The following is a 23,556-nucleotide window of genomic DNA, read 5'->3' on the forward strand; positions in this document are numbered from 1 at the left end:
ATGTCTTTGATCCCATCGCCGTCTCCGCAGCCTACAGCAGCAAAAAACTTTGTGCCTGTAAGGTCAGTTTTGTGAAATCCTTAGCAGGCAGAGCTTTAATCAGCCCCACATGAACACCAGCAGCCCTGGCCACAATATAAGCCTGATAAGCTTTATTGGTCTCTTTAATCAATTCCCCGCCAGATTGACGGGCAGATTCCATCTGATATTGCCGGTCACAGGTAAGGATGTCCTCACCGGTTAACTTGTCAAAATCAATACTCAGGCTTTCAAACGTATCGCCCTCAAAGTTGACGGGCCGGGCGAAAGTGTATACTTCCGCTCCGGTCTCCTCCAGTTCTTTTGTTCCCATCATGCTCTCTCCTTATAGACCAAGATTCTGTTTAGTAGCCGCAAGGTAATCCACTTCGTATACTTTATGAATGTAGTTATACTTATCAATTTCCAGTACCTGAACACCATCCAGGGTGACCTTCAGATAGTTAACCGAGAAGTTGTTGGTAGTATCCATTGCTGCTCCAGTCTCCAGATTACCGAGTGTCAAGCCGAGCGGTCTCGCCCGAACAGTAACCTTGAACGGCACCTCGCGGTATTCGCTTGTCGCAGTATCGAATGTCTGAATGGAAGCACGCAGATCCAACGTGTGGACCTTGGGTGCCAGTAGAGTGGCTGCTGCATTCTCAATCGTACGCCATTTAAGCGCCAGACTCATCGCTCCCGTATACCCTGGAGAAGGCGCCGCCATTTCTCCGGCAATCCCGCCCCCTTTGATGGTATCTACCAGGTACGTAATTTCCGGCAGAGTCGCGGTTGCTGTTCCCAAGTAATCGACGGCATTCAAGTACACTGAATAATCAATAACCCGTTCTGATCTTTTTGGCATTATTGCTCCTCCTTCTACGCTACCAGCGCAGCTAAATATGTTGTGTCGTATTCAAGCAGGAAGGAAATCTCCTGTGCTGGTCCAGGCGGGGTAAGATGCAGATGGAATGTAATTTTACCGGCCATCAGATCTGTCACCGGATTCTCGGCTTCATTGAAGTCTACCCGTCCGCCCAGCAGTGCTCCTGATGCCGTCAGGCCATTCAGCCAAATGTTAACGGAATCCGTAACCGCAGCAACCAGTCGCTTGTTCATCGGATCATCCACCTTCTGCATGTAAGTCAGAATGAGACTGTTTCCGATCCAATTGAACATCCGGCGGACCGGAATAAAGCTATCTTTAGGATCGGTTACGCCCGGATACGCAGCGGTGTTGTTCCCCCAGCTCTTCCAGCCGCTTGTTCCCAAATTAAGTGCTGTTACAATGCCTGCACTATTCAGGAAGCTGGCCTGATCAATTCCGAGGAATTGGCTTGTCCCATCGGATAGTGCAGTGCCATCCGCTTGCAGAGGCTTATTTGAAGGCGATACAAAAGGGATACCGCCATTATCGGCATCCGCCGCAGCAATAAGGCCGGCAAACTGAGTGGAAAAATGATATTTTTTATCCCCAAGCGTCAGCATCGGGTAAGCAGCAACTTGCAGAGCACCCGTATAGCTATTGTTAGCTTTCCAAGTACCGACCTCTGTATAAGATCGGGATGGATCAATATCCGTCAGGGCAATCGCTTTGAAATTCCCGTTAATATTTCCGGCCTTCGCCTTCATCACTGCGGCAACTGCAGGCAAATGCGACCAGCCCGGGGCCAGCAGTAGATCCGGAAGGATCCCGAAACGCGGGTAAGCCTGATGAATCAGTTCAAAACCAGTGTATTCACCCGAAGCGGTTACGCCTCCAATGATATCCTCAGCTTCTACAGCACCGGGATTCAGTTTGTCATATCCCACAGATAGCTGATCTGCACTTGCTGCAATGGCTCCAGAAGACTTCGTTGTAATCAATACATGACCATTCTCATCAAAAGCAGCTGTGTAATCCGTACCGGACACATAAGTGGAAGTGCCATCTGAAGATTTAACAACCAGCGTTGACAGCAGCACGCCTTCGGTCTGCACGGTTGCCAGCCGGTTACTGACTGCCACCGTTTCAGGAGCAACCGTTGTCTTATGGATAGCCGGGTCAAGCACATTGACCAGGATCATTGGAGCTCTCTCGTACAAGGCAAAATGAGAATATACTAACTCACTCAGCGTGTATTTTGACCAGTCTTCACTATATCCTAGAGCCGCAACGGCTTCCGCGTAGTTATTCACAAGCACGGGAGTATTAACGGGTACAGCCTTCGTCGCCAGATGGAGCGGAGCCGTACCTACTGCAAAAGGAATACCGCTTGTTGCTTTTGCCGGAGCCAGAACCGAAGTTGATTGTTCAATAATGCTTACACCATGTTTAAATGCCATTGATTAGTTCCCCTTCCCTAGAAGCCTTTGATAGACTGTATATTCAGCGGTACCCGCTTGAAGGATGCGCTCCTGCACTTCCGTCATTTCATCAACAGGTACAATCAGTTCTGCCACATCCGGCTGTTCAGCCATTAACGGCGTTAAATAAGATGGAATACCTGAACGGAATACGGTGGATTGCAGCAGTTGACCGCCACGCAGGTTAGGCCCCAGATAAATCCGGATCGTCTCCCGCTGGGTTTGTTTCTGGTCTTCATTTTCAATAGAATTCACAATACTACCTCCTGTCGAATTTGGGGCAATGCCCAGGTTGTTGTAAGTTCGCCCCTCCAGACTGCTGAAGGGTGCTCTTCGTCAAGCTTCCATGTCCAACTGGCCTCCAAACTGAATTTCTGTTCAAGAACTCTCTGGCGCAATAGCAGGATACGTACCCGCTCCATCAGATTAAGCAGCTCAACCAGGCCTGTGTCATCTTCAGAATAAGTACCAAATTGAAGCTTCATTTGAATTTGCCCTTGGCCAGAATCTCCTTCACCCTCAGCAGGCCGAATCATAATTACCGGATATACCGGATTTACGCTTGTATTCGGTGAAAGATATCCAAGCTGCACTGGGGGCACGGGCTGCGTATCATCAGCCAACTCCTTTTGCAGAAACTTTTGAATGGCCAAAATTAATAATGTGATGGTCACTGTCGCCCTCCTTATTTACGTTAGTTAACCTCCCTTCTATTTATTAGGGGCTTTCACTAGACAAACCCATTTAATTATTTATAATAAGCTCACTTTGTTAGATAAGGGACCTATACTCCTCCATTACGGAGCTGATCTTTTTTTGTGCCCGCTGGATGTACTCACTTACACTGCCTGCCGAAATCATGAGCATTCCAGCAATAGCAACATGCGAGAATCCTTCACCGTTAGCCAGCATATAGCACTCCCGCTCCCTTCTGCTTAACAGCCCCAATACATATTCCAATTGAAAACATTGATCCTCAGTGAGTCCTTCAGAAGGAACTGCATTGAACCCGGCGGTAAAGTTCTGCATACGAACCGGCTCTAACAGAATTTCCCGCTCATATCCCGCACGCCGTTCAATCCCCCGCTTGTTCCCCGGCCGCCGGCCGCTGCTCAGCCACTCAATCACATACTTGCAGTCACTGACCATTCCGGCGATTACCTTCTTATCATCCGCATCTGCATTTCTGTATAATTGCTCTACACTCTTTAAAGAAATTTGATATTCCGGAAGCAGTTTTTGCACAAAATTCGAATCCAGAAGTTCCAAATCCTCCTGCTCTATACACCACATGTTTACTCCCCCCTTATCGAAAATAGATTTAAATATACTCAATTTCGTATTTTTAAATCATAATATGCTCAATTACGCATTATGTCAAGCCTTGTACCCGAAATAATACGAAAATGCATATTTACATTTGAATTCAAACCTTTTACAATAAACTTAAGAATACGAAATAGCGTATACACTGATGGATTTTGAGGAGGACTGCGTGTGCAACGGGCTGAAGTCTTAAAGCGATTAATCGAGGAAACCGGCCTGAACACCAAGGCTTTTTCAGAAAAGGCAGGAATTCCTTATACTACGCTGAGGTCTATTCTAATTCGAGGTGTCGGAGGAGCTTCTGTTGATAATGTTCTTAAGGTTTGCCGTGCTTTAGGGATCACTACCGAAGAAATGGATCGTCTGGCCAATGGAGGCGCAGAAGACACTTCGTCTTCATCATTATCTGAGTTGTCTGAATTTGAAGCTTTTTTAAACAATCCGGAGCATGGGCTATTTTTCAAGGATTACCTGGATGCACCCGAGGAGCGTAAACGCGAAATGTTAACCTTCTGGCAATTCATCAAAGACCAAGAAAAGAAAAAAGCCAATTCTTCAGACACCAATTAAAAAGTAGTACAAATCGTGGTTTCAGCCAACGGGCTGATTCCGCATATCCATATATACGAACATACATTCTATTTTGGAGGTTTATTATGTTTATTCATTATACAAAAACACATTTGGAACATTTCGTGGAGGACCTCTACATAACACATTCGATTCTGCAACCAGAGGACATCACGATTCCTAAGCTTTCAGAGGAGTTAGATGTGCTTGTTAATTATGCGCCGATGACAAGCCGTGCCTATGAGTCCTCATTAGGTGTACGTTATATACTTCTGGATAATCGGAATTCTCCTATGAAGCAGCGGTTTGATTTTCTGCATGAGCTATGCCACATCCTGAGACACGCTGGCAATCAGACGGTAATGCCTGTCCCCTTCATCAAAGCTCAGGAGGAGGATGCCGAGAAATTCGTTCTTTATGCTACTTTGCCCTTTTTTATGCTCCAAACGTACAGTTTATCCGATGAATATTCTATTGCAGTTCAGCAGATTTCAGAGCTCTTTGGTGTACCCATAGATATGGCCAAAATCCGGTTTGATCAAATCTTACGTCGGGAGTATGAAGGAGAAATGTGGCCTAAGAAGAGAAAAGAGCATCCGTATGCCTTTTATCAAGCTGAAGAGGAATGGTGCCAAGCTTCGGATCAACCAGCAGTCTTTGCCTATTATGATCCTCACAGCACTTTGGATGGCCCCGATCAGCTTATTGTCTGTCTTGATCAACACACGTTATCTACACGAACTGAATGGAGGATTCCTTTAGAGGAGAGGTTTCAAGAAATTGAGCTGGATGCCCTGAGGAATTTCGAACTTGCGCCAGCCGCAAGGGGAGATCTGATCTGCTTCGATGGACAGCTTACCTTACAGCTTCACCAGCTTGTACACCGGTATGGTTCATCCAAACGAAACTTTGTGCTCCAAATGAGAGATGTTGAACAGATCTTTGAAGCGGATCAAAGTACAGTACGAAGATTTCTGTGAGGGGTAACAAAAACAAAGCTCCCGGCCAATAGGCCAGGAGCTTCTTTTCCTTGAAAACAAGGGAATATTAACGTTTCGAGAACTGAGGTGCGCGACGAGCAGCTTTGAGGCCGTATTTCTTACGTTCCTTCATACGTGGGTCACGTGTCAGGAAGCCGGCTTTCTTCAGCGTACCGCGATATTCAGGGTCTACTTTGAGCAATGCACGGGAAATCCCGTGACGGATTGCGCCAGCTTGACCAGAAATGCCGCCACCATGTGCAAGTACGATTACATCGTAGCTGCCCAGAGTTTCAGTCAGGTTCAAAGGTTGTCTTACGATCATTTTCAGTGTTTCAACACCGAAATATTCGTCCATCTCACGTTTGTTAATGACAATGCGTCCTTCACCCGGTACAAGGCGAACACGTGCTACCGAATGTTTACGACGACCTGTCCCATAGTATTGTACTTGTGCCATGAAACTGTCCTCCTTTATTCTTATCCGCGAAGTTCGTAAACTTCAGGTTTTTGTGCTGCATGTGGATGTTCAACGCCTGCATATACTTTGAGTCTCAGCTTCATGTGATTACCTTGACGAGTCTTAGGAATCATACCATGAACTGCGAATTCAATCATACGCTCAGGTTTGGTCTTGAGCAGTTCTTCCGCAACGGTAACTTTCAAGCCACCTGGGTGCATCGAGTGACGGTAGTATTTCTTGTTTTGCATTTTCTTACCTGTGAGGTGAATCTTCTCAGCGTTGATAACAATTACGAAATCACCAGTATCAACGTGTGGAGTGAATTGCGGTTTGTGTTTGCCGCGGATCAGGGCAGCGGCTTCGCTTGCCAAACGGCCAAGTGTTTTGCCTTCGGCATCAATGATGTGCCAATTGCGTTCAACTTCGTTCGGCTTCGCCATGTAGGTGGTACGCATGAATGTTTCCTCCTTGTTCTCGTACGAAAATCATCTGTTTCGTATATCTTGTTTCGCGATTGAATTACAATTTAGTGAGTTAAAAAAATTATTTGTTGGCATTTCCTTGATCGGGGCTGTGGGATAGCCATCAAGAAAACACAACTTTTATATTACAGTATAAACATGACAAGCGCAAGCGATTTTTAAACAATCAGTACTTATTTTCATAAAAAATATAGTATCGGCCGTTTAGTCGTCTATCTCGTCATATTCCACACTCCAGAGTGCCAGCCCCTTAGACACAGCCGTAGGTCCGGCCGCTGCACGATCACAAGCCGCAAGAATGACAGGCATTCTATCTGCGCTGATTTTACCTTGCCCCACCTGCATCAGCGTGCCCATAATAATGCGTACCATATGCTGCAAAAAGCCACTGCCTGTAATATAGGTATGGATCACTCCCTGGTCAGGAGAGCCCGGGCGGCACATACTGCGGTCTACTTCAAGATAAGCCTCATAAATGGTCCGCACATGCGAAGTCTTGGTAGACTTCCTGGACGCAAACGAGGTGTAATCATGGGTCCCCAGCAGCGCGCTTAGCCCCAGCTCCATTGCAGGAACGTTCAGCTTCATCGGATGATGATGCTGCCAGCGCCGCTGGAACGGGTCCGGGAACCGGTTGCCGTTAATCGTGTAGCGGTAGGTTTTACGCTTCGCCCCTCTACGGGAGTGGAACGAGAGCGGAACCTCAGCAGCCTCAGTAACCACGATATCCTGCGGCAGCCTGGCATTCAGCGCCAGACACCAGCGCTCCAGCGGAATCTGTGAGGAGGTTATGAAGTTAAAAGGTTGGCCATAAGCATGCACCCCTGCATCAGTCCGTCCTGAGCCCGTGATTTTGAGCGTCTCACCGGTCAGATGCTGAATTGCATGCTCCAGCTTGTCCTGAATCGTATTGCCCTGAGGCTGGGTCTGAAAGCCATCATAGTGGGTACCGTCATAATTGACTTTCATCAATAGATTGCGCATTTCATTCTCCTGTTGGTCCATATACTTAATTTATTCTCAAAAAAAAGAGCCCCGGCGGGAGCTCCTTCTACTCTATACAAGGTGATTCCCGCGGTTATTTGCACGGCAGGGTACTATGCCCTGCAGTACAATAACGTTAAATACGTAAAGCGTACATCCGGAAATCATGGCTTGTGAAACTACGCGCGGTCTACCAGTTCAAGATAAACCATAGGCGCAGCATCGCCACGGCGAGGTCCCAGCTTCAGGATACGAGTGTATCCGCCTGGACGCTCTGTGTAACGTGGAGCAATGTCAGAGAACAATTTTTGGATTGCATCTTGTTCACCATCTACAGTCTCACGACGAACAAATGCAGCTACTTGACGGCGAGCATGAAGATCGCCCTTTTTCGCTTTAGTGATCAGTTTCTCAGCGATGGAACGAACTTCCTTCGCTTTGGCTTCTGTTGTCTGAATACGTTCGTATAGGAACAGATCCGTTACCATATCGCGGAACAAAGCTTTACGCGCGCTGGAATCACGGCCCAATTTTTGGTATGCCATTTGTTTTCCCTCCTTCACTCAAGTCTCAAGAACTCCGGGGTCCTATTCTTCTGTACGAAGTCCCAAACCAAGTTCCTCAAGCTTCTCTTGAACCTCTTCCAAAGATTTGCGGCCCAGGTTACGAACCTTCATCATATCTTCTTCAGTTTTCGTAGTCAGCTCTTGCACGGTATTAATACCGGCACGTTTGAGGCAGTTGTAGGAACGGACAGAAAGATCAAGCTCCTCGATCGTCATCTCAAGTACTTTTTCTTTTTTGTCTTCTTCTTTTTCAACCATAATTTCGGCGTCTTTCGCTTCATCCGTAAGACCTACGAACAGAACGAGGTGCTCGTTCAAAATTTTGGCTCCAAGGCTAACGGCTTCTTCCGGTCGGATACTGCCATCTGTCCAAATTTCCAGCGTCAACTTGTCGTAGTTAGTCACTTGACCAACACGGGTATTATCAATACCGTAATTCACACGTGAAATAGGAGTGTAGATAGAGTCAACTGGAATTACACCAATTGGCTGATCGTCGCGTTTGTTCCGGTCCGCTTGGACGTAGCCGCGACCACGGCCTGCAAAAATGCGCATGTGCAGTCTCGCGCCAGGTCCCAGCGTTGCAATATGAAGATCCGGGTTCAGGATCTCAACATCGCTGTCCGCACGGATATCACCCGCGGTAACGATGCCTTCTCCTTCAGCATCAATCTCGAACACTTTCTCTTCATCCGAATGAATCTTCAGAGACAGAGCTTTAAGGTTCAGGATGATTTCCGTCACATCTTCCATTACGCCGGGAACGGTCGAGAACTCATGCAGAACGCCGTCAATTTGGACCGAAGTCACTGCGGCTCCCGGAAGGGAGGAAAGCAGGATCCGGCGAAGCGAGTTCCCCAGAGTCGTGCCATATCCACGTTCCAGCGGTTCAACTACGAATTTCCCATAGGTCCCATCATCATTGGCTTCTACGGTCTCAATCTTCGGCTTTTCGATTTCTATCACGAGTGTACCCCTCCTTCAAACGTCGCTCCTATATGAAACAGTCACCCCATCAGGTGTATCATGTAGTATGCCTAAACACCTATTATTAGCAGATGCGTCAGAATTATACCACAATCACAATTCTGATTGTACTAAACGCGGCGACGCTTCGGCGGACGGCATCCATTGTGAGGAACTGGAGTAACGTCTTTAATGAGGTTTACTTCAAGACCAGCGGCCTGAAGGGAACGGATGGCTGCTTCGCGGCCCGCGCCCGGTCCTTTAACCATAACTTCAACGGACTTCATGCCGTGTTCCATAGCTGCCTTAGCAGCTGTTTCGGCTGCCATTTGCGCTGCAAATGGAGTCGATTTACGGGAACCTTTGAATCCTTGACCGCCGGAGCTTGCCCAGGAAATTGCATTTCCGTGGGGATCCGTGATCGTAACGATAGTGTTATTGAACGTGGAACGGATATGTGCCACGCCAGACTCGATATTTTTCCGGTCGCGACGTTTCGTACGTACGACTTTTTTCGGTTTAGCCATTGTCTCTTATCACCTCTTCTTATTTCTTTTTGTTTGCTACAGTACGACGCGGGCCTTTACGGGTACGAGCATTGGTTTTGGTACGTTGACCGCGAACAGGCAATCCACGACGGTGACGAACACCGCGGTAACAGCCGATCTCAGTAAGACGCTTAATATTCAAGGAAATTTCACGACGAAGGTCACCTTCAACCTTAACCTCTTTGTCGATCGTTTCACGCAGTTTGCTGACTTCATCTTCCGTCAAATCACGGACACGTGTGTTAACGTCAATGCCTGTTTCATTAAGAATTTTCTGGGAAGTCGTTTTACCGATTCCGAAAATATAAGTCAAGGCGATCTCAACGCGCTTATCACGTGGCAAATCCACTCCAGCTATACGAGCCATTTTACGCTACACCCCCTTCTTAACCTTGTTTTTGTTTGTGTTTCGGATTTTCGCAAATTACCATAACAGTCCCTTTGCGGCGGATGACTTTGCATTTTTCGCAAATGGGCTTTACAGAAGGTCTTACCTTCATGTTAATTACCTCCTCAAAGTTTTGCGAAGCAAAACTTTTGTTGTAGTTCCCATCTATTTACGGTAAGTTATACGGCCTTTTGATAAATCATAAGGCGATAACTGCACGACCACTTTGTCTCCGGTTAGGATACGGATAAAGTGCATCCGCAATTTCCCGGACACATGGGCAAGTATTTGATGACCGTTCTCAAGCTCAACCTTAAAAGTTGCGTTAGGCAACGGCTCAATAACCGTTCCTTCTACCTCAATGACGTCTTCCTTAGCCACAGTTAGTCTCCTTTCTCATTAGCACTTTTTCCAGCGGGCTGGCCATACTTCATCACTGCAAACCGCAGCTTTCCGTTGGTGACCCGGCCGGTTTCTTCCAAACTGTCTACAATCTCACTGCTGATGAAGGGTATGAGCTCCAAATGCTGAATATTCTTCTTCTTTGGGCTGTCAAACTTACGTTTGTCCCCATCAGCAATATATACAAATCTGCTATCCACAACTGCGATAACAACGGCAGCCTCTCCGGCATCCTTGCCTTTGAGAATTCTCACGATTTGACCAACCTGCGGGCTGCTCCCAGTATTCACGTGAAGATCACCTACGCATTCAGTTTTGTGAAAATTTCCATGCCGTCCGGTGTAACTGCTACTGTATGCTCGAAGTGAGCGCACAGTGAACCGTCTACCGTAACGACCGTCCAGTTATCATCCAGCGTTCTGACATAACGTTCTCCAGCGTTAACCATCGGCTCAATGGCGAGTACCATACCCGGCTTCAGACGTGGTCCGCGGTCCGCTATGCCATAGTTCGGAATTTGCGGTTCTTCATGCAGTTCTGCCCCAATGCCATGACCAACATACTCGCGGACAACGGAGAATCCGGCGTCTTCAATGTATGACTGAATGGCATGGGAGATTGTAAACAAGCGCACATCCGGTTTGACTAACGCCAGTCCAGCGTACAGGGAGCCTTCCGTGACGTCCAGCAGACGCTGAGCCTCTTCGGAAATGCTGCCCACCCCGTATGTCCAGGCGGAATCACCGTGATAACCACGGTACTCTGCACCGATATCCAGCGTAACGATGTCGCCTTCTACCAGTTTGCGTTTCCCTGGAAATCCGTGCACCAATTGTTCGTTGACTGAAGCGCAAATGCTGGCAGGAAAACCGTTGTAGCCTTTGAAAGACGGCACAGCACCCTGACTGCGAATGTACCCATCGGCGATTCTGTCGAGCTCACCGGTAGTAATGCCTGGCTGGATAGCTTCAGCAATAAGACGGTGACTCTCGGCAACAATTCGACCAGCTTCCCTCATAAAGACAAGTTCCTGTTCGGATTTGCAAATGATCATTACATTAACCCCGCAGCATAGATACGATTTCAGAAGAAACGACATTGATTTCGTTTTCTCCGTTGACCTGACGCACAAGACCTTTATCGTCATAAAATGCAAGCAGCGGCGCTGTCTTGTTATCGTACTCATCCAGACGCTTGCCTACACTTTCTTCGTTGTCATCCGGACGCTGATACAATTCTCCGCCATCAATGTCGCAGACGCCTTCTTGCTTCGGCGGGTTAAAAATTAAATGGTAGGATGTTCCGCATACTGAGCAGATCCGGCGTCCGGTAAGACGCGCCATCAGCAGTCCGCGGTCCACATTCAAGTTGACAACGTGATCCAGTGAAGTTCCAAGCCGGCTGAGGATTTCTCCCAGCGCTTCCGCTTGCGAAAGGGTTCTTGGAAAGCCATCCAATAAAAAACCTTTTTCGCAATCGGACTGCTGCAGCCGTTCTTCGACGATTCCAATAGTCACATCATCAGGTACAAGCAACCCTTGATCAATATAAGATTTGGCCTTAAGTCCAACCGGTGTGCCTTGCTTAATAGCCAAGCGGAATGCATCACCAGTCGAAATATGAGGAATACCCAACTCTTTTACAACAACAGCGGCTTGTGTTCCCTTGCCTGCCCCAGGAGGGCCCATGAATAATATGTTCACGATTCTCTTCTCCCCCCGAAAGTTCGCCACCAAGCAAGAAACAGCACAATAGGTACCGGGAAGTTTAAAGCCTTAGGTACTTCTCCGGAACCTATCGCCTATTTATTGATGAAGCCTTTGTAATGGCGTTTGATCAATTGGCTCTCGATCTGCTTCATGGTATCCAGCGCAACACCAATTACAATCAGCAGTGCCGTACCACCAATCTGCACTTGCTTCGGTAACCCGGACAACGATCCAAATAATACTGGCAGTACAGAGATTAATGACAGGAAGAGCGCACCGGACATGGTCAGACGCGACATAACTCTAGTCAGATATTTCTCAGTAGCCTTACCTGGACGTATACCTGGAATGTATCCGCCATTCTTTTTCATATTGTCAGCCATTTGCTGCGGGTTCATCTGGACAAACGTATAGAAGAACGTGAATCCGATGATCATGACTACATACAGCAGCATGCCGAGCGGCTTGGTATGATCCAGATTGGCCGAGACCCATTTAGCCCAAGCGTGGGTGGACCAGAAGCTCGATAAAACGACCGGGAATTGAAGCAGTGAAACGGCGAAGATAACAGGAATTACACCAGCCGCATTAATTTTAAGCGGAATGTGCGTATTCTGTCCACCGTACATTTTGTTACCGACTACGCGCTTGGCATATTGTACAGGGATTTTACGGATACCTTGTTGAACAAAGATCACCCCGACAATAATCGCAACAACCACGATCAGTACAATAACGACTTTAAGAATATTCAGGAACATCTGACCCGGCTGAATGAAGCTTGATTGCGCCGTAGTGGTGATATATCCCGGAAAGGCGGCGACGATTCCCGCAAAAATCAGGATCGAAATCCCGTTTCCTATACCCTTTTCAGTGATCTGCTCACCTAACCACATCAAGAACGATGTACCCGCCGTCAATATGATCGCAATAAGCAGGTAATCCGCAAAGGTTGCATTTGGAATCATCTCAGTGCCATAAATCCGGTTAAACCCGATAGATGTGGCAAACGCTTGGATCAAACCTAGCACTACTGTGCCGTAACGCGTAATTTGCGCCAGTTGCTTTTTCCCGTGTTCCCCTTGCTTAGCCCATTCGGCAAACTTAGGGACAACATCCATCGAAAGCAATTGAACGATGATGGATGCTGTGATATACGGGTAAATGCTGATCGCAAAAATCGAGAAGTTTTTGAGCGCTCCGCCCGAGAAGGTGTTCAAAAGACCCATCAAAGCGTCTCCGCCCTGATTTGTTGATTCCAGTACTTCTTTGTTCACACCGGGAACCGGTACAAACGAACCGATGCGGTAAATGATCAGAACGAACAGGGTAAACAGGATCTTTTTGCGCAAATCTTCAACATGCCATATATTCTTAAGCGTCTTGAACATTAGATCACCTCGGTTTTACCGCCGGCAGCTTCGATTTTCTCTACCGCAGATTGAGAGAACTTATTTGCTTTGACAGTCAATTTAACAGCCAGTTCACCATTGCCGAGAATCTTGATGCCGCTCTTAGTGTTGCTGACAACACCAGTTTCAAGCAAAAGCTCAGGAGTTACTTCTGTTCCTTCTGCAAAGCTATTCAGATCTTCCAGGTTCACAATCGCGTACTCTTTACGGGTAGGATTGACGAAACCACGTTTAGGCAGACGACGATAGAGTGGGTTTTGTCCACCCTCGAAGCCTGGACGTACACCACCGCCGGAACGGGAGTTTTGACCTTTGTGTCCACGGCCCGAAGTTTTACCGTTACCGCTACTTGGTCCACGACCAACGCGGTTGCGTTCTTTCCGTGATCCAGGAGCTGGAGCAAGTTCATGTAACTTCATCGTTTGCACCTCCTTATGTTTGTTAATTTATGCGAGGCTTATTAGCCTTCAATTTCAGTAACGGACAGCAAGTGGCTCACTTTGTTGATCATCCCGCGAATTGCAGGAGTGTCGTTGTGAACCACGGACGAGTTGGTTTTGCGCAGGCCGAGCGTCTTAACAGTAACACGTTGTGTTTCTGGACGTCCAATTACACTGCGTACGAGGGTAATTTGCAATTTAGCCATTGACGTTCCCCTCCTTAACCGCGTAATTCTTCGACAGATTTGCCGCGAAGCTTCGCGACCTCTTCAATGCGCTTCAGACGGGAAAGTCCCTCTAGAGTAGCATTGACCATGTTCATGGAATTCGAAGAACCCAAAGATTTTGTCAAGATATCGCCAACGCCTGCCAATTCAAGCACCGCACGAACCGGTCCACCAGCGATAACGCCGGTACCTTCGGATGCTGGTTTCAGCAGAACGCGTCCTGCGCCGAAATGTCCAGTAACCAGGTGAGGAATCGAAGTTCCTACGATTGGAATGTGGATCAGGTTTTTCTTGGCGTCTTCAATGCCTTTACGGATGGCATCCGGAACTTCGCCGGCTTTACCGATACCAGCACCAACGTAGCCGTTGCCGTCGCCCACAACAACAAGTGCACTAAAGCTGAAACGGCGTCCGCCTTTTACAACTTTTGCAACACGGTTGATGTGTACAACTCTTTCTGTCAGTTCTAAACTGTTCGGATCTACACGCAAGTCGTTAACCTCCTTTTAGAAATATTCTAGAATTCAAGACCAGCTTCGCGAGCTGCGCTAGCCAGAGCCTGAATCCGTCCATGGTACAAGTATCCACCGCGGTCAAATACAACCACTGCATAACCCTTTTCTTTGGCGCGCTCAGCGATCAATTGACCCACTTTGCTTGCAGCTTCAACGCTGCCGCCATTTCCGATTGTAGCACTCAATTCCTTATCAAGTGTGGAGGCCGATACGATAGTAACGCCAGTCACATCATCGATCAGTTGAGCGTAGATGTGTTTCGAAGAACGGAACACATTCAAACGTGGACGCTCAGTAGTACCCTGGATCTTCTTACGAACACGCAGGTGTCTTTTGAGACGAGCCTTGTTTTTATCCTCTTTTGTAATCATGACTTCCCTTTCACTCCCTTCAGTTTGCCGTAAACAGCTTCACTTTAAGATGCACGGGGTATCTTACAATTAAGGTAGAGCTGGTTATTTCTTCTTACCAGCTTTACCTTCCTTGCGGATGATACGCTCGCCTTCATATTTGATACCTTTACCTTTGTATGGTTCAGGTTCACGTACGGAACGAATTTTGGCAGCATAAGCGCCAACGCGTTCTTTGTCAATCCCTCTAACGATGATCTTCGTGTTCGCAGGAACATCGAACTCGATACCCGCTTCCGGTGTAATTTCAACCGGGTGGGAGTAACCAACGTTCAATACGATCTTATCTCCGGATTTGCTTGCACGATATCCGACCCCAACCAGTTCCAGAGATTTCGAGAAACCTTCAGTCACACCACTCACCATGTTGTTGACAACGGAGCGGGTTGTGCCGTGAAGTGAACGATGCAATTTGTTGTCCGACGGGCGAACAACAGTGATTTCGTTATTTTCAACTGTAATCTTCATGTCTTTATGAAGCTCACGAGTCAAAGTGCCTTTAGGACCTTTTACTGTAATAACGGCGTTGTCCAAAGTGACATCTACACCGCTAGGTACTGCGATTGGTTTGCGACCAATACGAGACATGTGTTGCACCTCCTTATCTTGTGACGTTTATTACCAAATGTAGCAGACAACTTCTCCGCCGGATTTAGATTGACGAGCTTCTTTGTCGGTCATAACTCCCTTAGATGTGGAGATAATCGCGATTCCAAGACCACCGAGTACACGAGGCACTTCATTGCTCTTCGTGTATACGCGAAGACCTGGTTTACTGATTCTTTTCAGACCAGTGATAACGCGCTCCTGGCTTGGGCCGTATTTCAGGAAAATACGGATAATCCCTTGTTTGCTATCTTCAACGAATTCAGCATCACGGATGAAGCCCTCACGCTTCAAGATGTCCGCGATTTGTTTTTTCATAGTAGAAGCAGGCATTTCTACTGTCTCGTGACGCACAGTGTTGGCGTTACGAATACGAGTAAGCATATCTGCAATAGGATCAGACATAGTCATGTGTGTAAACCTCCTTCCCGTTTATAAACTTCTTACCAACTTGCTTTTTTCACGCCAGGAATCTGGCCTTTATAAGCTAATTCACGGAAACAAATTCTGCAAATTTTGAACTTTTGCAGTACCGAATGTGGACGACCGCAACGCTCGCAACGTGTGTATGCACGTACTTTGAACTTAGGCTCGCGTTGTTGTTTAACTTTCATTGAAGTCTTTGCCACTTAGACTGACACCTCCTAAACATTTTCGGAGAAATGGATGATTCTTATTTTGTGAAAGGCATTCCCAGCTGATTCAGCAGCTCACGGGATTCCTCGTCCGTCTTAGCAGTCGTTACAATAACGATGTCCATACCGCGAACCTTATCCACTTTGTCATACTCGATTTCCGGGAAGATCAATTGTTCTTTAAGACCCAGTGTGTAGTTACCACGGCCATCAAAGGCTTTGCTGGAAACACCACGGAAGTCACGAACGCGTGGAAGCGTTACGTTGATCAATTTATCCAGGAAGTAATACATACGCTCGCCGCGCAGTGTTACTTTAACCCCGATCGGCATATTCTCGCGCAGTTTGAAACCGGCGATGGATTTCTTAGCTTTAGTGATAACCGGCTTTTGACCAGAAATCAGTTGCATATCGTTAACTGCAGCGTCAAGTACTTTGGAGTTTTGAACAGCGTCACCTACACCCATGTTGATGACGATCTTCTCGATCTTAGGCACTTGCATAACTGTTGTGTAGTTAAACTTCTGCATCAAAGATGGTGTGATTTCATTCAGATAACGTTCTTTCATTCTTGCTGCCATGAAGATTTACCTCCTTTCATTAGGACTGTATTAGTCGATAATCTCTCCGGATCTTTTTGCTACCCGAACCTTCTTACCGTTATCTAGTACTTTATAGCCGATACGCGTAACTTTCCCGCTCTTCGGATCAATGTGCATTACGTTAGACACATGAATCGAAGCTTCCTGTTCGATGATTCCGCCTTGCGGATTCAACTGGTTAGGCTTCTGGTGTTTCTTCACCATGTTCACGCCTTCTACCAGGACGCGGTTTTCACGAGGATAAGCAGCGATGACACGGCCTTTTTTACCTTTGTCTTTCCCGCTGATCACAAGCACCACATCATCTTTTTTAACGTGCAGTTTATTGTTATGGGATTCCAGAACTTTTTTAACTCTAGGCATTGATTACACCTCCTATAACTGACCTTTTCAAGTACAACCGAGCATCACTCGGATTTTTAGATTACTTCCGGTGCCAAGGAAACGATCTTCATGTAGTCCTTGTCGCGAAGTTCGCGAGCAACTGGTCCGAAGATACGTGTTCCGCGCGGGCTTCTGTCGTCTTTGACAACAACAGCTGCATTTTCGTCGAATGCGATGTAAGATCCATCTTTACGGCGTACCGAACGTTTTGTACGAACAACTACCGCTCTAACAACATCACCTTTTTTGACAACGCCGCCTGGTGTTGCTTGTTTAACGGAACAAACGATCAGATCGCCGATTGCTGCTGTACGGCGTCCAGTACCACCCAGTACGCGGATACACATCAGTTCCTTCGCACCAGAGTTGTCAGCCACATGCAAACGTGTAAATGGTTGAATCATTATTATTTTCCTCCTTCCGGAAAGGGATCTGCTTCATGTCTTAGATGATTACCGCTTTTTCTACCACTTCAACCAGTCTCCACCGTTTGTCCTTCGACAATGGACGAGTTTCCATGACTTTCACGACATCACCAATTTTAGCTACATTCTCTTCATCATGTGCCTTGAATTTCTTCGTGGACTTGATGCGTTTGTGATACAGATTGTGCTTTTTATAGGTTTCAACAGCAATTACGATGGTTTTATCCATTTTGTCGCTGACTACTTTACCGATCAGCACTTTACGTGCATTACGCTCTTCGCTCATAATTAGCCTCCTTCCTGATTACGGATTATGCATCCGCCGTCACTTAACTAATCCCAAGTACTCTTTGATGGATAACGGTTTTAGCACGAGCTATTTCCTTACGCACATCACGAATCCGAGTCGGGTTATCCAGTTGGCCTGTTGCCAATTGGAAACGGAGATTGAAAAGTTCTTCCTTAAATCCGGCGATTTTCTGTTCAATCTCAGCAGTGGTTAAGTTGCGAAGTTCATTAGCTTTCATTTGCTTCACCACCCAATTCTTCACGTTTCACAAACTTAGTCTTTACAGGCAGCTTGTGAGCGGCAAGACGCATCGCTTCACGAGCGATTTCTTCCGACACGCCTCCGAGTTCGAACATAATCTTACCCGGTTTAACTACAGCTACCCACTTCTCAACGTTACCTTTACCACTACCCATACGAACCTCGAGAGGCTTCTGAGTGATTGGCTTATCCGGGAAAATCTTGATCCAAACCTGACCGCCACGTTTGATGTAACGTGTCATTGCGATACGAGCAGCTTCGATCTGACGGTTAGTGATCCAAGATGGCTCCAGTGCCTGCAAACCGAATTCGCCGAAGTTAAGTTCGGTTCCGCCTTTTGCCATACCCTTCATGTGACCGCGTTGTTGCTTGCGGTGTTTAACGCGCTTTGGTACCAACATGATTAGTTGCCTCCTTCCTGAGCAGCTTGTTTCTTAGCTGGGGGAAGAACTTCTCCACGATAAATCCATACTTTTACGCCGATACGGCCGTAAGTTGTATGTGCTTCAGCTGTTCCGTAATCGATATCAGCACGAAGCGTATGAAGTGGAACTGTTCCTTCGCTATAACCTTCTGAACGGGCAATCTCAGCGCCGCCAAGACGTCCGCCAACCTGAGTTTTAATTCCCTTTGCGCCGGAACGCATAGTTCTTTGAATCGCTTGTTTCAGAGCACGACGGAACGATACGCGACGTTCCAGCTGTTGTGCAATGCTTTCAGCAACAAGAATAGCATCCAGTTCAGGGTGTTTGATTTCATTGATGTTGATGTGTACTTTCTTACCGCCGGCGATAGTTGTAACTGCGCTGCGAAGTACTTCTACTTCTGCTCCGCCTTTACCAATTACCATACCTGGCTTGGCAGTGTGAATTGTAACGTTCACTCGGCTTGCCGCTCTTTCGATCTCGATGCGGGAAACAGAGGAATCTTTCAACTTGCCTTTAAGGTATTCCCGGATTTTGACGTCTTCCATTAAAAGAGTACCGAAATCTTTGCCTGCATACCATTTTGATTCCCAATCGCGAATAATACCGACTCGGAGTCCGACTGGATTTACCTTTTGACCCACGTGTTATCCCTCCTTATTTCTCAGATACCACCAAAGTAATGTGGCTGGTACGTTTATTGATCCGGCTTGCGCGGCCCATGGCGCGCGGACGGAAACGTTTCATTGTAGGACCCTGGTTAACGAAAACTTCGCTTACGAATAAGCTGTTAACGTCCATAGAGTAGTTATGCTCAGCGTTCGCAATCGCCGAGTTCAGTAGCTTCTCAACAACCGGAGAAGCGGACTTCGGAGTGTGGCGAAGAATTGCAATTGCTTCCCCCACTTGCTTGCCGCGAATCAAGTCAACAACCAGTTTCGCTTTACGAGCGGAAATCCGCACCGATCTTGCATGTGCTTTTGCTTCCATTGTTTTCCCTCCTCTCAAACGAAGACGTTAATTATCTTCTGGTTTTCTTATCGTCACCCGCGTGGCCTTTGTAAGTACGTGTTGGCGCGAACTCGCCCAACTTGTGACCTACCATATCTTCCGTTACGTATACAGGCACGTGTTTGCGGCCGTCATATACACCAAACGTATGTCCGATAAACTGAGGGAAAATGGTTGAGCGACGGGACCAGGTTTTTACTACGACTTTCTTGTCTGACTCGTTCAAATCCTCAACTTTTTTCAGCAGGTAGCCATCGATGAACGGCCCCTTCTTTAAACTGCGACCCATGTGTGAATCCTCCCTTCATCCGGTTCTTCAAAACCGCGAATCGACGCTTCGCGCTTAACTAACTTCCCTGAAGCGTCTTATTTCGTGCGGCGGCGAACGATATATTTATCAGATGCTTTGTTTTTCTTACGCGTTTTGTAGCCGAGGGTTGGTTTGCCCCAAGGTGACATTGGCGATTTCCGTCCGATAGGAGCGCGGCCTTCACCACCACCGTGTGGGTGATCGTTAGGGTTCATGACAACACCGCGTACTTCAGGACGACGTCCGAGCCAGCGGCTGCGTCCGGCTTTACCAATCTTGATCAGTTCGTGATCTCCGTTACCTACGGCTCCGATAGTCGCACGGCAAACGCTGAGGATTCTGCGAACCTCACCCGAGTTCAAACGAACAGATACGTATTTATCTTCTTTACCCAGCAGCTGAGCTTCAGTACCTGCAGCACGAACCAATTGTCCGCCTTTGCCTGGTTTCAACTCGATGTTGTGGATAACTGTACCTACCGGGATGTTGATCAACGGAAGGCTGTTACCAATTTTGATGTCCGCAGCAGGGCCGGACTCAACTTTGTCCCCAACTTTAAGGCCTTTAGGAGCGATGATATAACGTTTCTCTCCATCAGCATAGTGGATCAAAGCAATATTGGAAGTACGGTTCGGGTCATACTCAATTGTAGCAACGCTACCTGGTATGCCGTCTTTAGTCCGCTTGAAGTCGATGATACGGTATTTACGTTTGTGTCCGCCGCCATGGTGACGAACCGTAATTTTACCTTGGTTGTTGCGTCCGGCATGCTTGAACAGCGGGGACAGCAACGATTTCTCTGGCTGGTTTGTTGTAATTTCTTCAAACGTAGACACAGACATGTTGCGTCTTGCCGGAGAGGTCGGTTTGTACTTTTTGATTGGCACTATAGTTTCCTCCTTACTTTAAGAGTATTATTCTACCGCTTCAAAGAACTCAAGCGGCTTGCTGTCCGGGCTAAGCTTCACGATGGCTTTTTTCCACTCCGGAGTATAACCGGAATATTTGCCGTAACGTTTCAGTTTACCAGGTACGCGCATTGTGTTCACACTAACGACTTTTACTTTAAAAATAGCCTCGACAGCTTTTTTGATTTCGGTCTTGTTAGCACGGATATCCACTTCAAAAGCGTACTTCAGTTCGCTCATGTATTCGGATGTGCGTTCCGTAATCACTGGACGCTTGATTATATCACGAGGATCTTTCATTACGCGAACACCTCCTCTACCTTCAGAACTGCTTCTTTAGTGATGATCAGTTTGTCGTACGTCAGTACGTCAAGAACATTGATGCCGTCAGCCGCTACGAATTTCACCCCAGGGATGTTACGAGCGGAAAGTGCTACGTTGTCATCATAGCTAGGAGCTACGATCAGGGCTTTGCTGCCCACTTTAAGGTTGTTCAGAATCGCTGCGAATTCTTTCGTCTTCGGAGCATTCAGAGTCAAGCTATCCAATACGATGATGTCATTCTCAAGCACTTTTGAGGACAACGCGGATTTGATGGCCAACCGGCGAACCTTCTTAGGCAATTTCCAGGAATAGCTGCGTGGTGTTGGTCCGAAGACTACGCCGCCGCCTTTCCATTGTGGAGAACGAATGGAGCCTTGACGAGCACGACCTGTACCTTTTTGTTTCCAAGGCTTACGTCCGCCGCCACGCACTTCAGAGCGTCCTTTTACTTTATGTGTACCGCGACGAAGGGAAGCTCTTTGCATAAGTGCAGCTTCATGCAGCACATGTACGTTCGGTTCAATACCGAAAACTGAATCACTCAGTTCAACTTCGCCAACTTCGTTACCACTAGTATTGAAAAGTGTTACTTTTGGCATTTCATGTTCCTCCTTTCTTCAGTAATTATTTCTTAACGGTTTGTTTAACTTTCACGAAGCTGTTCTTAGGACCTGGAATAGCGCCTTTAACCAGCAGTACATTACGTTCTACGTCAACCCGGATGATTTCAAGCTTTTGAACCGTTACGGTCGTGTGACCCATATGTCCTGGCAGGCGTTTGCCCTTAGGAACACGGTTAGCCTGGATGGAACCCATCGAGCCCGGTCTTCTGTGGTAACGCGATCCGTGTGCCATTGGTCCGCGGCTTTGTCCCCAGCGTTTGATGTTACCCTGGAAGCCTTTACCCTTCGAAGTACCTGTTACGTCAACAAACTCGCCTTCAGCGAAGATGTCAGCCTTAAGCTCTTGTCCAACCTCGAGTGACCCGAGGTCAACACCGCGAATTTCGCGAACGTAGCGCTTAGGTGTTGCATTTGCCTTTTTGGCGTGACCCTGTTCAGGCTTGTTGGAGCGACTTTCCTTTTTATCGGAAAAGCCCAACTGCACTGCTTCATATCCGTCGATATTCAGGTCTTTCTTTTGCAGTACCACACAAGGTCCAGCTTCGATAACAGAAACCGCGATTACGTTACCTTCTGGAGTAAACACTTGAGTCATACCGAGTTTTTTTCCTAAGATACCTTTCAATGTTGACACCTCTTTTCTTTTCCTGATTACTTAATGAATTACAATTTGATTTCGATATCTACACCGGACGGTAGATCCAAGCGCATCAAGGCATCCACAGTTTGTGGTGTTGGGTTCACAATATCAATCAAACGTTTGTGAGTCCGTTGCTCAAACTGTTCACGGGAATCCTTGTACTTGTGTACCGCACGGAGAATGGTAATGATTTGCTTCTCAGTTGGCAGCGGAATCGGCCCGGATACACCAGCACCCGAACGTTTTGCTGTTTCAACGATTTTCTCTGCGGATTGATCAAGAATTCTGTGGTCGTATGCTTTCAAGCGAATACGAATTTTTTGCTTTGCCATTTTAGTCCCTCCTTCTATCGCCCAATTTATTATCGGACATACTCCGTGAAAATTTTCTGACGTCGACCTCATGGCAAAGGGGCCGGGTGTGTCAGTAACCTCTCACATCATCGCAACGTCTCAGAACAACATTTATTATTATATCTAATAGGCGGCTATATTGCAAGAGCCTTTGCAAAACAAATCACCTTTTCCAGAAAAAAAGTTTAAAAATACACGGTTTTATCTGAAAATTGTTAATGACTGATTTCAGCGAGCTGAATTAGAGTCTCCATCTCCAAAATATTTACAGTTCTTTTATGCATAGCGATGATCTTCAGCGCTTCCAGCTTGTTCAGCTTACGGCTTAGGGTCTCGGCAGTAGTGCCGATCATCGCTGCCACTTCTTTTTGCGCCGATGGGAGATCCACGGAATGTCTTAAAGCTTGCATTGTCAGAGCTGATTCTGGTAGATTCCTCGTGTACAAGTAGACTAGAAGCCGGGCTAACCGTTTTTCCACTTCAAACATATGCAGTGCCCCTGCTGTTTCTTCCGCCAGATGCAGCTGCTCACTAACAGACATCAGAAAGCTAAACGCCAGGCCCGCATTCTGCTCCAGCAGGGGAATGAAATCTTTCCGGTGCATCCGGCAGACCACTCCACTCTCAATAATCTCCGCCGTTACATCATTATTTTTATTGTGAAGCAAGGCAAACTGACCGAAATAATCCCCCGGGAAAAGAAAACGGAGAATATGCTGCTTCCCTTCTTTACTGTTCTTCGTCAGTTTGATAAGCCCGCTCTTCACCACAAACAAGGCTTCAGACGGCTCCCCTTCTCGGCAAACTTGGCTACCCTTTTTATATGAATGGGATTCTGTGATTGATTCTATGATAACCAATTCTTCATCGGACAAACTCCTGAATACCGGAACCTGGCGCACACAGGCATGAGAACTGCACGTATTGCATTCCATACATCATTCCTCCTCTACTGTCGCTTATCCCACCATATCAATGATCGAAGCGCTGCCGGGTGACTGGACGCAC

Annotated in this window: 43 protein-coding genes; 2 read left to right on the top strand and 41 right to left on the bottom strand. The window is 47.1% G+C overall.

Annotated features, from left to right (window positions below):
- Positions 1-31 precede the first annotated feature (31 nt).
- From NST26_RS29195 to NST26_RS29220, 6 genes are all read right to left on the bottom strand, one after another.
- Entirely contained in the window at positions 32-352 is a 321-nt protein-coding gene (locus tag NST26_RS29195; RefSeq protein WP_051477757.1) for a phage tail assembly protein, read from the bottom strand.
- A 12-nt stretch (positions 353-364) separates the two neighbouring features.
- Entirely contained in the window at positions 365-883 is a 519-nt protein-coding gene (locus NST26_RS29200) for a phage major tail tube protein (protein ID WP_036721803.1), read from the bottom strand.
- A 14-nt stretch (positions 884-897) separates the two neighbouring features.
- Positions 898-2,343, bottom strand: coding sequence for a phage tail sheath family protein (locus NST26_RS29205; RefSeq protein WP_340980458.1), 1,446 nt, complete (start codon positions 2,341-2,343; stop codon positions 898-900).
- Between the two features lie 3 nt (positions 2,344-2,346).
- Entirely contained in the window at positions 2,347-2,619 is a 273-nt protein-coding gene (locus NST26_RS29210) for a hypothetical protein (protein WP_036721808.1), read from the bottom strand.
- Entirely contained in the window at positions 2,616-3,038 is a 423-nt protein-coding gene (locus NST26_RS29215) for a hypothetical protein (protein WP_051477758.1), read from the bottom strand. Before NST26_RS29215 ends, NST26_RS29210 begins: the two co-directional genes overlap by 4 nt.
- Before the next feature lie 97 nt (positions 3,039-3,135).
- The gene (locus NST26_RS29220; RefSeq protein ID WP_340980459.1) at positions 3,136-3,657 is read right to left on the bottom strand and encodes a sigma factor-like helix-turn-helix DNA-binding protein; all 522 of its coding nucleotides are present in this window, start codon (positions 3,655-3,657) and stop codon (positions 3,136-3,138) included.
- A gap of 204 nt (positions 3,658-3,861) precedes the next feature.
- Between NST26_RS29220 and NST26_RS29225 the strand changes: the two genes are divergently transcribed.
- Positions 3,862-4,260 carry a helix-turn-helix domain-containing protein gene (locus NST26_RS29225; protein WP_340980460.1) on the top strand — a complete coding sequence of 133 codons (399 nt, stop codon included), beginning with the start codon at positions 3,862-3,864 and terminating at the stop codon, positions 4,258-4,260.
- 86 nt (positions 4,261-4,346) lie between these two features.
- A complete protein-coding gene (locus tag NST26_RS29230; protein WP_340980461.1) occupies positions 4,347-5,240 on the top strand; it encodes an ImmA/IrrE family metallo-endopeptidase in 894 nt (297 codons plus the stop codon).
- Positions 5,241-5,307: 67 nt separating this feature from the next.
- On the opposite strand, the gene rpsI is transcribed toward NST26_RS29230, so the two are convergent.
- The 35 genes from rpsI to NST26_RS29405 all read right to left on the bottom strand — a co-directional run bounded on the left by rpsI (position 5,308) and on the right by NST26_RS29405 (position 23,483).
- Positions 5,308-5,700 carry a 30S ribosomal protein S9 gene (gene rpsI / locus NST26_RS29235; protein WP_036692433.1) on the bottom strand — a complete coding sequence of 131 codons (393 nt, stop codon included), beginning with the start codon at positions 5,698-5,700 and terminating at the stop codon, positions 5,308-5,310.
- Between the two features lie 20 nt (positions 5,701-5,720).
- The gene (gene rplM, locus NST26_RS29240; protein WP_209878867.1) at positions 5,721-6,158 is read right to left on the bottom strand and encodes a 50S ribosomal protein L13; all 438 of its coding nucleotides are present in this window, start codon (positions 6,156-6,158) and stop codon (positions 5,721-5,723) included.
- A 231-nt stretch (positions 6,159-6,389) separates the two neighbouring features.
- Positions 6,390-7,169, bottom strand: coding sequence for a tRNA pseudouridine(38-40) synthase TruA (gene truA / locus NST26_RS29245; RefSeq protein WP_036721814.1), 780 nt, complete (start codon positions 7,167-7,169; stop codon positions 6,390-6,392).
- Between the two features lie 179 nt (positions 7,170-7,348).
- The gene (gene rplQ / locus NST26_RS29250; RefSeq protein WP_019908254.1) at positions 7,349-7,714 is read right to left on the bottom strand and encodes a 50S ribosomal protein L17; all 366 of its coding nucleotides are present in this window, start codon (positions 7,712-7,714) and stop codon (positions 7,349-7,351) included.
- Between the two features lie 42 nt (positions 7,715-7,756).
- Positions 7,757-8,701: a DNA-directed RNA polymerase subunit alpha gene (locus tag NST26_RS29255; RefSeq protein WP_036692422.1), complete on the bottom strand. Its 945-nt coding sequence runs from the start codon at positions 8,699-8,701 to the stop codon at positions 7,757-7,759.
- A 131-nt stretch (positions 8,702-8,832) separates the two neighbouring features.
- The gene (rpsK, locus tag NST26_RS29260; protein ID WP_020427052.1) at positions 8,833-9,228 is read right to left on the bottom strand and encodes a 30S ribosomal protein S11; all 396 of its coding nucleotides are present in this window, start codon (positions 9,226-9,228) and stop codon (positions 8,833-8,835) included.
- Positions 9,229-9,247: 19 nt separating this feature from the next.
- Positions 9,248-9,616, bottom strand: coding sequence for a 30S ribosomal protein S13 (gene rpsM / locus NST26_RS29265; RefSeq protein WP_036721817.1), 369 nt, complete (start codon positions 9,614-9,616; stop codon positions 9,248-9,250).
- A gap of 19 nt (positions 9,617-9,635) precedes the next feature.
- Positions 9,636-9,749 carry a 50S ribosomal protein L36 gene (gene rpmJ, locus NST26_RS29270; RefSeq protein ID WP_003322638.1) on the bottom strand — a complete coding sequence of 38 codons (114 nt, stop codon included), beginning with the start codon at positions 9,747-9,749 and terminating at the stop codon, positions 9,636-9,638.
- Positions 9,750-9,802: 53 nt separating this feature from the next.
- On the bottom strand, positions 9,803-10,018 hold the full coding sequence (gene infA / locus NST26_RS29275) for a translation initiation factor IF-1 (protein ID WP_018753971.1): 216 nt from the start codon (positions 10,016-10,018) through the stop codon (positions 9,803-9,805).
- A 2-nt stretch (positions 10,019-10,020) separates the two neighbouring features.
- Positions 10,021-10,329, bottom strand: a complete 309-nt coding sequence (locus NST26_RS29280) for a KOW domain-containing RNA-binding protein (protein WP_036721819.1) — start codon at positions 10,327-10,329, stop codon at positions 10,021-10,023.
- 11 nt (positions 10,330-10,340) lie between these two features.
- Positions 10,341-11,093, bottom strand: coding sequence for a type I methionyl aminopeptidase (gene map, locus NST26_RS29285; protein ID WP_036721822.1), 753 nt, complete (start codon positions 11,091-11,093; stop codon positions 10,341-10,343).
- A 4-nt stretch (positions 11,094-11,097) separates the two neighbouring features.
- Complete coding sequence (locus NST26_RS29290; protein WP_036721823.1) at positions 11,098-11,742, bottom strand: adenylate kinase; 645 nt, start codon at positions 11,740-11,742, stop codon at positions 11,098-11,100.
- A gap of 98 nt (positions 11,743-11,840) precedes the next feature.
- Entirely contained in the window at positions 11,841-13,139 is a 1,299-nt protein-coding gene (gene secY, locus NST26_RS29295; protein ID WP_036721825.1) for a preprotein translocase subunit SecY, read from the bottom strand.
- Complete coding sequence (rplO, locus tag NST26_RS29300; protein ID WP_036692409.1) at positions 13,139-13,579, bottom strand: 50S ribosomal protein L15; 441 nt, start codon at positions 13,577-13,579, stop codon at positions 13,139-13,141. The genes secY and rplO overlap by 1 nt, the downstream gene beginning before the upstream one ends.
- A 41-nt stretch (positions 13,580-13,620) precedes the next feature.
- Positions 13,621-13,806 carry a 50S ribosomal protein L30 gene (gene rpmD, locus NST26_RS29305; RefSeq protein ID WP_019908243.1) on the bottom strand — a complete coding sequence of 62 codons (186 nt, stop codon included), beginning with the start codon at positions 13,804-13,806 and terminating at the stop codon, positions 13,621-13,623.
- A gap of 14 nt (positions 13,807-13,820) precedes the next feature.
- Positions 13,821-14,318 (bottom strand): 30S ribosomal protein S5, encoded by a 498-nt coding sequence (gene rpsE / locus NST26_RS29310; protein WP_036652980.1) that lies wholly within the window; start codon positions 14,316-14,318, stop codon positions 13,821-13,823.
- A gap of 26 nt (positions 14,319-14,344) precedes the next feature.
- The gene (gene rplR / locus NST26_RS29315) at positions 14,345-14,713 is read right to left on the bottom strand and encodes a 50S ribosomal protein L18 (RefSeq protein ID WP_036692407.1); all 369 of its coding nucleotides are present in this window, start codon (positions 14,711-14,713) and stop codon (positions 14,345-14,347) included.
- 84 nt (positions 14,714-14,797) lie between these two features.
- Positions 14,798-15,340: a 50S ribosomal protein L6 gene (gene rplF, locus NST26_RS29320; protein ID WP_036721827.1), complete on the bottom strand. Its 543-nt coding sequence runs from the start codon at positions 15,338-15,340 to the stop codon at positions 14,798-14,800.
- A 30-nt stretch (positions 15,341-15,370) separates the two neighbouring features.
- On the bottom strand, positions 15,371-15,769 hold the full coding sequence (gene rpsH, locus NST26_RS29325) for a 30S ribosomal protein S8 (protein WP_036692403.1): 399 nt from the start codon (positions 15,767-15,769) through the stop codon (positions 15,371-15,373).
- A gap of 32 nt (positions 15,770-15,801) precedes the next feature.
- On the bottom strand, positions 15,802-15,987 hold the full coding sequence (locus NST26_RS29330) for a type Z 30S ribosomal protein S14 (protein ID WP_036589425.1): 186 nt from the start codon (positions 15,985-15,987) through the stop codon (positions 15,802-15,804).
- Between the two features lie 44 nt (positions 15,988-16,031).
- Positions 16,032-16,574, bottom strand: coding sequence for a 50S ribosomal protein L5 (gene rplE, locus NST26_RS29335; RefSeq protein ID WP_209878863.1), 543 nt, complete (start codon positions 16,572-16,574; stop codon positions 16,032-16,034).
- 30 nt (positions 16,575-16,604) lie between these two features.
- Entirely contained in the window at positions 16,605-16,958 is a 354-nt protein-coding gene (gene rplX / locus NST26_RS29340) for a 50S ribosomal protein L24 (protein ID WP_019908235.1), read from the bottom strand.
- Between the two features lie 56 nt (positions 16,959-17,014).
- On the bottom strand, positions 17,015-17,383 hold the full coding sequence (gene rplN, locus NST26_RS29345) for a 50S ribosomal protein L14 (protein WP_036680556.1): 369 nt from the start codon (positions 17,381-17,383) through the stop codon (positions 17,015-17,017).
- Between the two features lie 40 nt (positions 17,384-17,423).
- Positions 17,424-17,690 (bottom strand): 30S ribosomal protein S17, encoded by a 267-nt coding sequence (rpsQ, locus tag NST26_RS29350; RefSeq protein ID WP_036692400.1) that lies wholly within the window; start codon positions 17,688-17,690, stop codon positions 17,424-17,426.
- 43 nt (positions 17,691-17,733) lie between these two features.
- Positions 17,734-17,931: a 50S ribosomal protein L29 gene (rpmC, locus tag NST26_RS29355; protein WP_019908232.1), complete on the bottom strand. Its 198-nt coding sequence runs from the start codon at positions 17,929-17,931 to the stop codon at positions 17,734-17,736.
- On the bottom strand, positions 17,921-18,355 hold the full coding sequence (gene rplP / locus NST26_RS29360; RefSeq protein ID WP_020427064.1) for a 50S ribosomal protein L16: 435 nt from the start codon (positions 18,353-18,355) through the stop codon (positions 17,921-17,923). The genes rpmC and rplP overlap by 11 nt, the downstream gene beginning before the upstream one ends.
- Positions 18,356-18,357: 2 nt before the next feature.
- Entirely contained in the window at positions 18,358-19,023 is a 666-nt protein-coding gene (gene rpsC, locus NST26_RS29365; RefSeq protein WP_036721832.1) for a 30S ribosomal protein S3, read from the bottom strand.
- 13 nt (positions 19,024-19,036) lie between these two features.
- A complete protein-coding gene (rplV, locus tag NST26_RS29370) occupies positions 19,037-19,369 on the bottom strand; it encodes a 50S ribosomal protein L22 (protein WP_019908228.1) in 333 nt (110 codons plus the stop codon).
- A 31-nt stretch (positions 19,370-19,400) separates the two neighbouring features.
- Complete coding sequence (rpsS, locus tag NST26_RS29375; protein ID WP_036721834.1) at positions 19,401-19,679, bottom strand: 30S ribosomal protein S19; 279 nt, start codon at positions 19,677-19,679, stop codon at positions 19,401-19,403.
- A gap of 77 nt (positions 19,680-19,756) precedes the next feature.
- Positions 19,757-20,587: a 50S ribosomal protein L2 gene (gene rplB, locus NST26_RS29380; protein WP_036692392.1), complete on the bottom strand. Its 831-nt coding sequence runs from the start codon at positions 20,585-20,587 to the stop codon at positions 19,757-19,759.
- A gap of 27 nt (positions 20,588-20,614) precedes the next feature.
- Positions 20,615-20,908, bottom strand: coding sequence for a 50S ribosomal protein L23 (gene rplW, locus NST26_RS29385; protein WP_019908225.1), 294 nt, complete (start codon positions 20,906-20,908; stop codon positions 20,615-20,617).
- Positions 20,908-21,531, bottom strand: a complete 624-nt coding sequence (gene rplD / locus NST26_RS29390) for a 50S ribosomal protein L4 (RefSeq protein ID WP_036721837.1) — start codon at positions 21,529-21,531, stop codon at positions 20,908-20,910. The genes rplW and rplD overlap by 1 nt, the downstream gene beginning before the upstream one ends.
- Before the next feature lie 25 nt (positions 21,532-21,556).
- Positions 21,557-22,180 (bottom strand): 50S ribosomal protein L3, encoded by a 624-nt coding sequence (gene rplC / locus NST26_RS29395; protein WP_036721840.1) that lies wholly within the window; start codon positions 22,178-22,180, stop codon positions 21,557-21,559.
- A gap of 38 nt (positions 22,181-22,218) precedes the next feature.
- Entirely contained in the window at positions 22,219-22,527 is a 309-nt protein-coding gene (gene rpsJ, locus NST26_RS29400) for a 30S ribosomal protein S10 (protein WP_017692074.1), read from the bottom strand.
- A gap of 236 nt (positions 22,528-22,763) precedes the next feature.
- On the bottom strand, positions 22,764-23,483 hold the full coding sequence (locus NST26_RS29405; protein ID WP_340980468.1) for a Crp/Fnr family transcriptional regulator: 720 nt from the start codon (positions 23,481-23,483) through the stop codon (positions 22,764-22,766).
- Positions 23,484-23,556: the final 73 nt, after the last annotated feature.

Source organism: Paenibacillus sp. FSL R7-0128 (assembly GCF_038002245.1).
In the GTDB taxonomy this organism is placed as follows: domain Bacteria; phylum Bacillota; class Bacilli; order Paenibacillales; family Paenibacillaceae; genus Paenibacillus_AQ; species Paenibacillus_AQ silagei.